The 13,226-nt window shown below is 42.0% G+C and carries 9 protein-coding genes; 5 read left to right on the forward strand and 4 right to left on the reverse strand.

All coding sequences use genetic code 11. The features are described from left to right. Nucleotides 1-164 precede the first annotated feature (164 nt). Entirely contained in the window at nt 165-1,118 is a 954-nt protein-coding gene (locus tag C6Y07_RS17370) for a nucleoside hydrolase (protein WP_106031374.1), read from the forward strand. 228 nt (nt 1,119-1,346) lie between these two features. Here the strand turns inward: C6Y07_RS17370 and C6Y07_RS17375 are convergent, their stop codons facing one another. After that, the gene (locus tag C6Y07_RS17375) at nt 1,347-4,571 is read right to left on the reverse strand and encodes an efflux RND transporter permease subunit (RefSeq protein ID WP_106157117.1); all 3,225 of its coding nucleotides are present in this window, start codon (nt 4,569-4,571) and stop codon (nt 1,347-1,349) included. 131 nt (nt 4,572-4,702) lie between these two features. Between C6Y07_RS17375 and C6Y07_RS17380 the strand changes: the two genes are divergently transcribed. Then, nucleotides 4,703-5,548 carry a TetR/AcrR family transcriptional regulator gene (locus C6Y07_RS17380; protein WP_106039471.1) on the forward strand — a complete coding sequence of 282 codons (846 nt, stop codon included), beginning with the start codon at nt 4,703-4,705 and terminating at the stop codon, nt 5,546-5,548. A gap of 181 nt (nt 5,549-5,729) precedes the next feature. Here C6Y07_RS17380 and gatB read toward each other — a convergent pair whose 3' ends face one another. Genes gatB through gatC form a run of 3 tightly spaced genes read right to left on the reverse strand, consistent with a single transcriptional unit; the run spans nt 5,730 to nt 8,936 of the window. Beyond that, complete coding sequence (gatB, locus tag C6Y07_RS17385) at nt 5,730-7,160, reverse strand: Asp-tRNA(Asn)/Glu-tRNA(Gln) amidotransferase subunit GatB (protein WP_003214292.1); 1,431 nt, start codon at nt 7,158-7,160, stop codon at nt 5,730-5,732. A 13-nt stretch (nt 7,161-7,173) separates the two neighbouring features. Next, nucleotides 7,174-8,631, reverse strand: a complete 1,458-nt coding sequence (gene gatA / locus C6Y07_RS17390) for an Asp-tRNA(Asn)/Glu-tRNA(Gln) amidotransferase subunit GatA (protein WP_060595712.1) — start codon at nt 8,629-8,631, stop codon at nt 7,174-7,176. Between the two features lie 14 nt (nt 8,632-8,645). Next, nucleotides 8,646-8,936, reverse strand: a complete 291-nt coding sequence (gene gatC / locus C6Y07_RS17395) for an Asp-tRNA(Asn)/Glu-tRNA(Gln) amidotransferase subunit GatC (protein ID WP_003213898.1) — start codon at nt 8,934-8,936, stop codon at nt 8,646-8,648. Between the two features lie 402 nt (nt 8,937-9,338). Between gatC and putP the strand changes: the two genes are divergently transcribed. The 3 genes from putP to C6Y07_RS17410 all read left to right on the forward strand — a co-directional run bounded on the left by putP (nt 9,339) and on the right by C6Y07_RS17410 (nt 13,199). Next, on the forward strand, nt 9,339-10,820 hold the full coding sequence (gene putP, locus C6Y07_RS17400; protein ID WP_012009183.1) for a sodium/proline symporter PutP: 1,482 nt from the start codon (nt 9,339-9,341) through the stop codon (nt 10,818-10,820). Between the two features lie 167 nt (nt 10,821-10,987). Next, on the forward strand, nt 10,988-11,680 hold the full coding sequence (locus C6Y07_RS17405; RefSeq protein ID WP_034664661.1) for an MgtC/SapB family protein: 693 nt from the start codon (nt 10,988-10,990) through the stop codon (nt 11,678-11,680). A gap of 112 nt (nt 11,681-11,792) precedes the next feature. Continuing rightward, entirely contained in the window at nt 11,793-13,199 is a 1,407-nt protein-coding gene (locus C6Y07_RS17410; RefSeq protein WP_106157119.1) for an alkaline phosphatase, read from the forward strand. Nucleotides 13,200-13,226: the final 27 nt, after the last annotated feature.

Consider the following 13,226-nt stretch of genomic DNA (forward strand, 5'->3'; position numbering starts at 1 on the left):
TCATTATGCAATCTATTTTCACCACTAACAACCTTTAATTATACTATGAGATTTGAAAATGGCAACAGAACAACCAGCTAATATGAGAAATCTCCTGTCACATTTCACTCAACAAGAAAGCATTCTGATAAGATAAAAGAAAACGCTCTAAAGGATGGTATGCGATGAAAAAGCCTGTCTATTTTAATCATGATGGCGGTGTTGATGACCTCGTCTCGTTATTTCTTCTCCTTCAAATGGAACATCTGAAAGTGATCGGGACGTCTGTGATTCCTGCTGATTGTTATTTAGAGCCTGCTCTCAGTGCGTCTCAAAAAATCATTGATCGATTTAGCCCCTATGAAATTGAAATCGCTGCTTCAAATTCTAGAGGCGTCAATCCTTTTCCGAAAGAGTGGCGCATGCATGCTTTTTATGTAGATGCCTTACCTATTCTAAACGAGAAAGGCATTGTAGATACAAAAGTGTCCAAGCTTCCAGCACACCTTCATTTAATCGAAACCGTTAAAAAGGCAGCAGAACCTGTCACGCTGCTCTTTACAGGTCCGCTCACAGACCTTGCTCGCGCCTTAGAAGAAGATCCTTCAATCTCTAATAAAATTGAAAAATTGGTGTGGATGGGCGGTACGTTTCTTGAAAAAGGCAATGTTGAGGAACCCGAGCATGATGGGACAGCAGAATGGAATGCATTTTGGGATCCTTATGCTGTCAGCACTGTCTTCAAGGAACGCTTTCCTATTGAAATGGTCGCACTTGAAAGCACGAATCAAGTTCCGCTTACACTTGATGTGCGTCAGCGCTGGGCTTCCCTTCGTTCTCACATTGGAATTGATTTTATTGGTCAGTGCTACGCCTTTTGTCCACCGCTCATTCATCATGAAACGAATTCGACCTATTACCTATGGGACGTGCTGACAACGATGACACTTGCTTCTTCATCATTTACCCGTTCAAAGGAAGTGGGCGCGATCGTTTATACCGAGACGCCAAAGCAAGGACGTACAGAAGAACATCCAGATGGAAAGTCAATACAAGTGATTGACCATGTCGATCGTGATGCCTTTTTCCAAGCATTTGAAGAGCTCATGAGAAAAGCTGTTTGTCAGATTTCAACATAAAAAATCCCCGCTAATGAGCGGGGATTCCAGATTATTGACAAAGGGCTAAAATGATCTTTATTTTAGTCCTTTGTCTTTTTTCAGCATGATAGAAAACCTTTGAAGTCTAGGAAGGACGAGCACCGGAGCGGAGCGAATTGAACATTCGTGAGCACCGGAGCACAGGACTGACAAGGAATGAGGGTTTGTCTAGACGCTGAAAGCCCCGCCAATGAGCGGGGCTCCCTCTTATTCTTCTTCAGCGTACTTTTTCTTACGTCTGAACTTGCTTAAAATTTCATACACGATTGGGACGATGACCAATGTGAGAAGTGTAGAACTTGTTAAACCGCCGATCACGGTCACGCCAAGTCCTTTTGATACGATCTGGCTTCCGCCTTCAAATCCTAATGCGAGTGGCAGCAGTGCACCGATCGTCGCAAGTGCAGTCATTAAGATTGGACGTAATCTTATTGTTCCTGCTTCAAGTAAAGCTTCTCTTGTTGAAAGACCTTCTTTTTCTTTATGAATGACGCGGTCAATCAACACAATGGCATTTGTCACAACAATTCCGATCAGCATGAGCAATCCAATCATGGCATTTAAGCTGATGGTTTCTTTTGCTAAAAACAATCCAACGAGTGCGCCAATAATCGTAAATGGAAGTGAGAAGAGAATTGCAAATGGTGCAAGACCTCCGCCAAATGTGATGACGAGAACGAGGTACACAATGGCAATCGCTGCAAGCATTGCAAGTCCAAGCTGTGTAAAGGATTCCTCAATATCCGCACTTACGCCGCCTGTGTCAATCGTTACGCCAGACTTCACATCAAGCTTGTCGACTTTCTTCTGAACATCCTGTGTCACACTTGAGACGTTGTCTGTTGTCATGTCACCAGACACTTCTGCGTAGATTTTTCCATCACGTTTTGTCACCGTATTTGCTGTCGTACCATCTTTTACTTTTACGACATCACCAATCCGGACTTCTTGTCCTGTTGGTGTTGTGATCTTTTTATTTTCTAAATCTTTTTTGCTCTTATATTCGTCTTTTTCGGTTTGAAGCTTCACATCAAGTTCTTTGCCGTCCTCTGTGACTTTCGTCAGTGTTGTTTCACTATTTTGAGGAGCAATCGCTTGAGCGATTTGTGAAGCAGTTAGACCCAGCTTCGCCAGTTTTTCTTGATCTGCATTAAACGTATATTCATCGTATTTCTCAGATAAGCTTGTGCTGACATTTTTTAAGTTTTTCTCATCTTTTAAGATGTTCTCGACATCTTTTACTGTGCCTTCAATATCGCTTACTTTGTCACCGTAGACATAGTACGTTACTGTATTGCTTGCGCCAGCAGATGAGAAGTCTTGTGATTTCCATTCCCCTTTAGACGTTTTGTCTTGCAGGGCTTTGACCACTTTATCTTTTTCTTTATCAAAGTTTGGCGTGTCTTCATCATATTGTACGAAGAATAACGCACCGTTCGAGTTGCCGCCTACACTTGCTGTAAGCGCATTTGAAGAACCTAGTGAATATTGAACAGTATTGACATGGTCACGTTTGATCAAGTATTCTTCTGCTTTTTTCGTTTCATCGATTGCTTGTTCTCTCGTTTGTCCAGGTTCAGGTGTATATGTTACCATCGCCGTCTTATCTGCTTGCTGTGGTAAGAAGCTGACACCGACAAGTGGTGCTAAGAATAAGCTTCCGACGAGCATAAGAATGGCAATTCCTGATGTGATCCATTTATGGTTCAGTGTCCAATTGAGTACACGTCTATAACCGCCAGCAAGCTTGCTTGGTTTATGCTCTTTTACTTTTTTCGCTGTGCCGTACAGGTCCTTTTTAAATAGACTGTGTGCCATCATTGGAACAATCGTAATGGCGACAAGCAGTGAAGCAAGTAAAGCAAACACAATCGTTAGGGCAAATGGGATGAATAGTTCACCAATCATTCCACCTACTAATGCTAACGGTAAGAATACCGCAATCGTCACAATTGTCGAAGACATGATCGGGATAAACATTTCTTTTGTGGCTTCTCTGACGAGTGCTTTGCCTTTTAACGGTTCATCCTTTAACGCCATTCGTCGATAGATATTTTCTATGACCACAATCGAGTCATCGACCACACGTCCAATGGCGACGGTCATGGCACCAAGTGTCATGATATTTAATGTAATATCCAACTGATTTAATAATAAAACAGCAATCAACAGAGATAACGGAATGGAGATGACCGAAATTAATGTTGATTTGATATCTCGAAGGAACAACATAATGATAATGATCGCAAAGATTGCTCCGATGATTGCCTTGTTTAGCATTGTGCTGACAGACTCTTTAATCGGCTCTGCTTGATCATATGTCGTGCTTACTTTGATTCCTTTGTTGTCTTTTTTGAATTTCTCAAGCTCTTTTGTCACTTCTTCTGCCACACTCACGGTATTGGCATCAGAGCCTTTGACAATTTGCAGACCGATGCTGTCTTTTCCATTCGTTCTAGAGATCGATTCTGCATCTTTTACTACTTTAATATCCGCAATTTCAGAAAGCTTGATCGTCGGCAGCTCTACAGATTGACCGCTTGCTGCTCCTCCACCAGTTTGCTGCTGAGCTGCTGCTTGCTGCTGACTAGCATTTCCAGCCTGCTGCTCTGCACCTTGCGCACCTGGGTTTTCAGTGCCGCTGGATGGTGCCCCAGCTCCAGCGCTTCCCGCACCGCCGCTTGCACTTGGTGTGACAGGGATTCGCATGTTTTTCAAATCTTTGACGCTTAAAATATTGCCGTCCACGACAACTGATTTTTGTTTGTTGCCAAATGTGTATAGACCTAATGGTACGTTGACATCAGAGCCTTTGATCATGTTTTGGACGGTTTCTTCATCTAAACCGTATTCTTTCAATTTCTTTTGTTTAAAAGAAAATTCTACTTCTTTGATTTGCTGTCCTGAAGCTTCGACAGAAGAGACACCGTTTAATCCTTCAAGAGAAGGAACAAGGTCGTTTTCTACTTTCTGTGTAAGGTCTTCTAGTGATTCTTTATCACCAGAGACGCTGAGTGCTAAGATTGGAATCGCGTTGATGCTAAAGCGTGCAATTTTTGGTTTTTCTGCATTTTCCGGAAAATTGATATTGCTAATCGCATCTTCAATTTCCTTCTTTGCTTCATCCATGTCTTTGTTATAGTCGTACTCGACTTGAATAGATGAGGCATTTTCAAATGAATTGGATGTGACCACATTGACTCCGTTGAGGTTTTGAATAGACTTCTCAATTGGGTCGGTCACCTTATCTGATACTTCGTCCGGCGTTGCGCCAGGATACGTTGTAGAAACCGTAATGACTGGAGTGTTGATATTCGGGATTGATTCTTGTTTCATATTCAATCCGGCATATAGACCAGCAACTGTTACGATAATCGTCATGAGCCATACAGCGAACTTATTCTTTAATACAAAATTGATGATCGAATTCATTATGTCCTCCATTTTCCTTTATGTATTGACTGACTGGTCATTCTATATCATAATAAACGGTGATATACAATGCCGTCAACCATTTCACTTGCGTTTGACGTAACATTCTAAAGCTGAAGGGGCCTTATTTCATGAACGAAAAAAAAGAAAAAATCATTAAAGCAAGCATCCAGTTGTTTGCGAAAAAGGGTTTTTCTTCTACGACCATTCAGGAAATTGCAGATGAGTGCGGAATATCAAAAGGCGCATTTTATTTACATTTCAAATCAAAAGAACAGCTTTTCAATCGAGCCTTTGAATATTATATCGACACGTCTATGCAAAGTATTGAAACGATTCGAAAAGAGAATCAGCATCTCGCGCCGAGAAAGATCTTCCAGAAACAAATCGCTGAACAGTTTCAGCATTTTGCTGAGAACAAGGATTTTATCATTTTGATCCTCAGCGAGAACATTATTCCAGAAAACCAGCAAATTAAAAAGTATTCAAAAACAGTGAAAAAGCAAATGAATGATGAAATTCAAATTTCCATCTTGACCACTTATGGACAGGAGATCGAACCATATATAACTGACCTGTCAGTCATGATTCAAGGAATCATTCAATCGTATGTGCAGGTCCTGCTTTTACAAGATCAGATGCAATTATCATTTGATGAGCTTTCTTCCTTTATACTCGAACGATTCGATGATTTGGTCCAAGGCTTGCTTCGTTCTCAGACGAAACCGATCCTGAAGCAGACCATTTGGGACGATGAAGCGCCGAGTGCTGCTTCCCTTCAAGAGGAGCTTCGTTTGTTAAAGCTTGAGCATCTGCTTTCTGATGATACCCTTGTATCCATTGAAGTTATTGAAGAAGAACTGGCGAAAGCTGAGCCTCGTAAGCCAGTCATTCAAGGGATGCTGACGAATTTAGAAAAGTGTGAGGACCCTGCTGTCTTAAAAGTAGTGGAACAATTGAAGCTGTTTCTTCAATAATATTACGTGCTGTTTTTCCGATTAATTCACCTTTATCCCCCTTCGAATGTGCACTTTCGCTTATACTTCATTATAAGAAAAGAATCTCCGAATTGATATACGGCGGTGGTCTGAATCTATGATAAGACCCTGTCCTTTCAAGCAAAAAAACCGCCTCTTCTCATGAGGCGGTTTTTGCTATTTAGCGTTTTTTGATTTCTTCTAGGAGAATCTTGTTGACCATCGGCGGGTTTGCTTGTCCCTTCGATGCTTTCATGATTTGTCCGACTAAGAAACCAATCGCGCGGTCTTTTCCATTTTTAAAGTCTTCGATGGATTGCGGGTTGTTATCAAGTGCTTCTGTGACAAGTTTGAGCAGTGCACCTTCGTCAGAAATTTGGACAAGTCCTTTTTCTTTGACGATTGTTTCTGCGTCTCCTCCATTTTCAATGAGCTCTTTGAATACCTTTTTGGCAATCTTAGAAGAAATCGTTCCTTTTTCGATGAGATTGATCATACCAGCCAGGCCTTGCGGCGTTAGCTTAGTATCTTCCAGCTCTTTTTGAGCTGAGTTTAAGTAGGCAGATACTTCACCCATCAGCCAGTTTGAAGCTTGCTTCGCTTCTGCACCTTCTGAAATGGTTGCTTCAAAGAAATCAGACATTTCTTTTGTCAGCGTCAGCACCATGGCATCATATGCAGGAAGTCCAAGCTCATCGATGTAGCGTTTGCGGCGCTCGTCTGGAAGCTCTGGAATGGATGCTCTTACGCGTTCTTTCCACTCGTCATCAATGTACAGCTCCACCAAATCTGGTTCTGGGAAGTAGCGGTAATCATCTGAGCCCTCTTTGACACGCATAAGGATCGTCTTTTTAGACGCTTCGTCATAGCGGCGCGTTTCCTGTTCGATCAAGCCACCAGATAGCAATACTTGCTCTTGGCGTTTCTCTTCGAATTCAAGACCTTTTTGTACGAAAGCAAACGAGTTCAAGTTCTTGAGCTCTGTTTTCGTTCCAAACTCTTCACGGCCGATCGGACGAAGTGAAATATTGGCATCACAGCGAAGTGAGCCTTCTTCCATCTTACAGTCAGAAACGCCTGTATATTGAATAATGGATTTTAGTTTTTCTAAGTAAGCATACGCTTCTTCTGGAGTGCGAATGTCTGGCTCAGATACGATTTCAACAAGCGGTGTGCCTTGACGGTTGAAATCGACTAGTGAATATCCGTCGCCTGTGTGCGTCAGTTTACCTGCATCCTCTTCCAAATGGAGACGCGTAATACCGATTCGTTTTGTTTTGCCTTCTACTTCAATTTCAATCCAGCCGTTTTCACCGATCGGTTTATCAAATTGAGAGATTTGATACGCCTTTGGGTTATCAGGATAGAAGTAGTTTTTACGGTCAAATTTTGTATCTGTTGCGATCTCACAGTTCAGCGCCATGGCCGCTTTCATCGCAAAGTTTACCGCTTCTTTGTTCAATACAGGCAGTACGCCAGGATATCCAAGGTCAATGACACTTGTTTGCGTGTTGGCAGCTGCACCAAAAGGTGTCGGCGAGCTGGAGAAAATTTTCGATTGTGTTTTTAGCTCAACGTGGACTTCAAGTCCAATTACCGTTTCAAAGTTCATTCTGATTCACCCCTTACAGTTCAGGTTTTGCTTTATGATGATCTGTTGCTTGCTCGAAAGCGTGAGCCACGCGGTAAACCGTTCCTTCATCAAAGTGCTTGCCGATGATTTGCAGTCCTAACGGAAGACCATTTGCAAATCCACAAGGCACACTGATTCCTGGAACGCCTGCAAGGTTCACAGGGATCGTTAAAATATCGTTCGCGTACATAGTCAGTGGATCGCTTGTCTTTTCTCCAATGTTAAATGCAGGAGTTGGCGTTGTTGGCCCTACAATGACATCATACTTTTCAAAAACATCTTCGAAGTCTTTTTTGATCAATGTACGGACTTTTTGTGCTTTCTTATAGTATGCATCATAATATCCTGAGCTAAGAGCGAATGTCCCAAGCATGATGCGGCGTTTCACTTCGTTTCCAAAGCCTTCTGAACGTGTATTTTTATATAAATCAATCAGGTTGTCGGCATGATCTGTACGGTAGCCATAGCGGATGCCGTCAAAGCGCGCAAGGTTCGCAGATGCTTCTGAAGAAGACAGTAAGTAGTAAGTCGCAAGCGCATATTTAGAATGCGGCAGAGACACTTCTTCCCATGTTGCACCAAGTCCTTCTAATACTTTTAACGCTTTGAGAACAGACTCTTTTGCTTCCTCGCCAACACCTTCTCCAAGGTATTCTTTTGGCACTGCAATTTTCATGCCTTTGATGTCTCCAGTTAATGAAGAAAGAAAATCTGGCACGTCGACATTTGCACTCGTTGCGTCCATTTGATCGACACCAGCAATCGCTTGAAGTACGTATGCGTTGTCCTCTACGTTACGCGTAATCGGCCCAATTTGATCTAATGATGAAGCAAATGCGATTAAACCGTATCTAGATACACGGCCATATGTCGGCTTCAGTCCCACAACTCCGCAGAATGATGCTGGCTGGCGAATCGAACCGCCTGTATCTGATCCAAGTGAGAATGGTACTTCACCTGCTGCAACAGAAGCTGCTGAGCCACCACTTGATCCACCTGGAACAGTGTTTAAATTCCACGGGTTTTTCGTTGCTTTGTAGCCTGAGTTCTCTGTAGAAGATCCCATCGCAAATTCGTCCATATTTAATTTACCGATTGTGACTGCTTCCGCATCTCTCAGACGATTGACAACCGTTGCATCATAAATAGGATCAAAGTTTTGCAGGATTTTACTAGATGCTGTTGTACGTAAATCCTTTGTGACGATGTTATCTTTCACACCGATTGGCATACCGAACAATAGACCAAGCTCGTCCTTTTCACCAACTGCCTCGTCCAATTCCTTTGCATACGCACGAGCTTTCTCTTCGTCCAGTGCAAGGAATGCTTGTACTTTCCCGTCTACTTCATTGATTCGTTTATAAGACTCATCCACTAAATCAGAAACAGACAGTTCCTTTTTATGTAAAAGCTCTTTTAATTCAGAAATTTTGTGATCAAACAGTGACATGTCTCAGGCCTCCTTTAGTCCAAAATTGATGGCACACGAATATAGCCGTCTTTATGATCAGGCGCGTTTTTGATGACTGCCTCAATGGAAAGACCTTTATTCGGAACATCTTCTCTCATGACGTTTTTCATTTTTAATACGTGTGTTGTTGGTTCAACGTTTTCCGTATCTACCTCGTTTAACTGCTCTGCAAATGAAATGATGCTATCAAGCTGTTCAGTAAACATTTCAGCTTCTTCTTCTGTGATTGCAAGCCGTGCCAAATGCGCCACGTGCTTTACTTCTTCTATTGAAATTCTAGACATGCAGGTTCACCTCCAAAAATGATACGTGTTCATGGTCATGATCATAAGTCATATACACTTTATCATATCAAATTTTACTGTTCTAAAGCAACTTTACGCAGGCTTGAGAAGGTAGCCATTCACCCCAAACCAGAAAGTATGAAAATGATTTGTATCAGGAATTGATTATTTCTCAGAAAATTTTTTCTTTTAAATATTATTGGTAACGCTTACATATGGATTCTCATCAATAATTCACGCATTTTTTTATGTAAGAAGGAGGTTTAAGAAGGTTGATCAGTCGGGAATACTCTGATAGGTTAAGTAACCATAGCAGTGAGCAGACAGCTATATCAGATGTTCTGTGTTTTATATTTTGAATGAGGTGATGTCAAATTAATACGAAAAAGGTGATATGGAAACATGAGTATTGAGATTGGAATTTCTCTATCTATTTATTTTATTGGAATGCTGGCCATTGGCTGGTATGCATTTAGAAAAACAAATGACTTGAATGATTATATGTTAGGCGGACGCGGGCTGGGTCCTTACGTGACAGCTCTATCTGCTGGTGCTTCAGATATGAGCGGCTGGATGCTTATGGGACTTCCAGGCGCGATGTATACAACAGGACTTTCGTCAGGATGGCTTGCTGTTGGTTTGATTAGTGGGGCTTACTTGAATTATCTATTCTTAGCTCCTCGCTTACGATCGTATACAGAGGTTGCTGATGACGCGATCACCATTCCAGACTTTTTTGACAAACGATTTAAAGATTCTTCTACTTTATTAAAAGCTGTCTCAGCTGTCATTATTATGATTTTCTTTACACTGTACACCTCATCAGGTATGGTATCTGGCGGACGTTTATTCGAATCTGCGTTTGGTGCGAATTATATGTTTGGTTTAATTTTAACCTCTAGTATCGTGATCCTATACACTTTATTCGGCGGCTTTTTGGCAGTTAGTTTAACTGATTTTGTTCAAGGGGCCATTATGTTTTTAGCATTAGTGCTCGTGCCGATCGTTGCCTTTACTCAATTAGGTGGTCCAATTGCCACGTATCAAGATATACAACAAATTGATCCAAAATTGCTTGATATATTCAGAGGAACGAGCGTCATTGGCATTATTTCCTTCTTAGCATGGGGGCTTGGTTACTTTGGACAGCCGCACATCATTGTTCGATTTATGGCCATTACGACCGTAAAAGATTTAAAGCCAGCACGTCGTATCGGTATGAGCTGGATGATTGTGTCTGTCATTGGTTCACTGTCTGTTGGATTAGTCGGTGTCGCTTATGTACATGAGACTAGTACCACTTTAGCAGACCCAGAAACCATCTTTATTGTGTTTTCTAAGGTGTTATTCCATCCGTATATTACTGGATTTTTACTCTCTGCCATTTTAGCTGCGATTATGAGTTCGATTTCTTCACAGCTGCTCGTGACTGCAAGTGCAATGACAGAGGATTTATACCGGACCTTCTTTAGAAGGAAAGCGTCAGACAAAGAACTGGTGATGATTGGACGTATGTCTGTACTAGTCGTTGCCATTATCGCGCTTTGTCTTTCACTTAATCCAAGTGATACCATTCTTGACCTTGTTGGTTATGCTTGGGCAGGCTTTGGATCTTCATTTGGTCCAGTTATCCTTCTATGCCTATATTGGAAGCGTATGAACCATCACGGTGCACTAGCAGGAATGGTTGTAGGAGCAGTTGTTGTCTTAACATGGATTTCAACTGGCTTGAATAATACAACTGGCTTGTACGAAATGGTTCCCGGATTTATTTTGAGTGGTTTGACTGCCATCATTGTCAGCCTCTTGACCAATAAACCATCTAAAGCTTCTAAGAAGCTTTTTACCAAAATGGAAAATCATCTTGAAGAAGAAACAAAATAAAGAACATGAAGGGTCATCTGCCTTATGCGGATGACTCTCTTTTTAAATAAAATAAAAAGCTTTTCTTTCTTCTGATTCTGAATAAAATAAGAGTTGTGCAGCCATATGGGCTGTGAGAAGATCATATACATGATGTGAAACGTACATGAAGTGAAGGAGCGATACGCATGTTTTGGACAATTGAATGGGATACGGTCTTAAAATTAGCCGTGGCCACCTTAATCGGTTTGATTATCGGGCTTGAACGAGAGCTGAAGAAAAAGCCCCTCGGCTTAAAAACGTGTATTGTCATTGCTGTCAGCTCCTGCGTATTAACCATCATCAGCATTGATGCAGCCTACAATTTCCCTCGAGTCTCTAAGCTTCAAATGGACCCACTCAGGTTACCGGCGCAAATTATATCTGGTGTTGGTTTTATTGGAGCAGGTGTGATTCTGCGAAAAAGCAATGATGTCATCTCAGGTCTCACGACTTCTGCGATGATCTGGGGAGCAGCAGGACTTGGGGTTGCAACAGGTGCAGGATTTTATAAAGAAGCCTTCCTCAGTCTTTTCTTTATTCTGATCAGTGTCGAATTTCTACCATGGCTCTTCCAGCGGATCGGGCCGATTCGCTTACAGGAAAAAGAAATCCGCATCAGAATGTCTCTTTCTGATCGAAACCGCATGACGGATATTTTAAAAGAAATGAAAGCCCTCAATATTCGCATTCATTCTGTTCGAATTGATGATTTAACAGAAAAGAACTACCCGATTATGGAAGTACGCGTACGCGTGCATAAAGATCGCTATACAACCGATGTGTACTTTGATATTAAAGATCTAGAAGGCGTCGTTGGCGTGAAGTGTGATACGGTATAAAAGGTGGTGAGATAAAAGTCTCATCGCCTTTTTTTATGGGAAAAGGGTTGAACCATCGCCTTCATTCAAATAAAATACAAATTATGAAATAAATGATAAAAGGAGATTTTTCATGGGCTCTATGGATCGTAAAAATCGTATTTTTCTTATGAGTGGGATTCTAGCGGTACTCGTATTAGCTGTTCTATTAACCTCACATGATGTCACTCCCGTATCAACAAATGCGGCAGACAAGAAACAAACGAAAACACCAAAAAATATTATTTTTATCGTTGGCGATGGAATGGGGATGCCCGTGATCAAAGCCTACCGCACATTCAAGCAGGAAAAGCTTGGTTCTACAAAAGCACAAACCGTCTGGGACCCGTATTTAGTCGGGATGCAGACCACACATCCAGATGATCCTCGAGATAATATTACCGACTCAGCAGCCGCAGCCACGGCCATGGCGACTGGGAAAAAGACATACAATGATGCCATCGCCGTCAACCAAGAAAAAGAACCTCTTAGAAGTGTCGTTGAAGCAGCAAAGGAAGCACAAATGAAAACAGCCTTTGTTGTCTCATCTGACATCACCGATGCAACACCTGCCGCTTATGGCACACATAACGTCTCCCGAAAAAACAAAGAACAAATTGCAGACCACTTTTTTGATGAGAAAATAGGCGGAGAGCACAAAGTTGATATCCTTCTAGGTGGCGGAATGCAATATTTTGATCGAAAAGACCGTAATCTTGTGCAAGAATTTAAGAAGAGCGGGTATTCCATTCTACGATCAAAAGATGATTTAACCTCTCAATCATCTTCGAAAATGCTCGGCTTATTCCAGGAGGACGAGCTGGATCGAGCCATTGATCGCCCAAAGCATGTGCCTACTTTAAAAGACATGACGCAGGCAGCATTAACCCAATTAAATCAAGACAACCTGCATGGATTTTTCATGCTGCTTGAAGGCAGTACCATTGATTCTGCTGGACATGAAAATGATGTGGTCGGCGCAATGAGTGAGATGGAGGATTTTGAGAAAGCAGTTCATGCGGCTCTTCAATTCGCTAAAAAGGATCAAGAAACCCTCGTCGTCATCACAGCAGATCATGCGACTGGAGGATTTTCCTTTGGCGCAGATGGTATGACAAGTGAGACCGGCTATAAATGGGACCCAGCACCCATTCTAGCTGCTAAGAAAACGCCTGTGTATATGGCAAAGAAAATCGCAGGGGGTCAATCTGTACGTGATGTCCTTCACACCAATATTGATTTCGCGCTCACAAAAGAGGAAATCTCACAGGTAGAGAAAGCGGCACAATCAGGGAAGGCCAGTACGATCCAACTCAGCATTCAACATATCTTTGATCAGCGTTCTTTCTCAGGCTGGACAACCTTTGCCCATACAGGTGAGGATGTCCCTGTCTATGCATATGGACCTGGTAAAGCAGCATTTCAAGGCTGGATCGATAATACAAAGCAAGGAAAGAACCTGTTTCACATTATTGAATCACCGTCCACCTATCGCCCATAAAAAATAACCCCCGCCTCATCATATAGG

This window comes from Bacillus sp. LNXM12-1 (genome assembly GCF_003004375.1).
GTDB lineage: Bacteria > Bacillota > Bacilli > Bacillales > Bacillaceae > Bacillus.

Excerpts from the sequence above, each read along its gene's own strand:
- C6Y07_RS17370 (WP_106031374.1), top strand. The coding sequence starts at position 165 with ATGAAAAAGCCTGTCTATTTTAATCATGATGGCGGTGTTGATGACCTC.
- C6Y07_RS17375 (WP_106157117.1), bottom strand. The coding sequence starts at position 4,571 with ATGAATTCGATCATCAATTTTGTATTAAAGAATAAGTTCGCTGTATGG.
- C6Y07_RS17380 (WP_106039471.1), top strand. The coding sequence starts at position 4,703 with ATGAACGAAAAAAAAGAAAAAATCATTAAAGCAAGCATCCAGTTGTTT.
- gatB (WP_003214292.1), bottom strand. The coding sequence starts at position 7,160 with ATGAACTTTGAAACGGTAATTGGACTTGAAGTCCACGTTGAGCTAAAA.
- gatA (WP_060595712.1), bottom strand. The coding sequence starts at position 8,631 with ATGTCACTGTTTGATCACAAAATTTCTGAATTAAAAGAGCTTTTACAT.
- gatC (WP_003213898.1), bottom strand. The coding sequence starts at position 8,936 with ATGTCTAGAATTTCAATAGAAGAAGTAAAGCACGTGGCGCATTTGGCA.
- putP (WP_012009183.1), top strand. The coding sequence starts at position 9,339 with ATGAGTATTGAGATTGGAATTTCTCTATCTATTTATTTTATTGGAATG.
- C6Y07_RS17405 (WP_034664661.1), top strand. The coding sequence starts at position 10,988 with ATGTTTTGGACAATTGAATGGGATACGGTCTTAAAATTAGCCGTGGCC.
- C6Y07_RS17410 (WP_106157119.1), top strand. The coding sequence starts at position 11,793 with ATGGGCTCTATGGATCGTAAAAATCGTATTTTTCTTATGAGTGGGATT.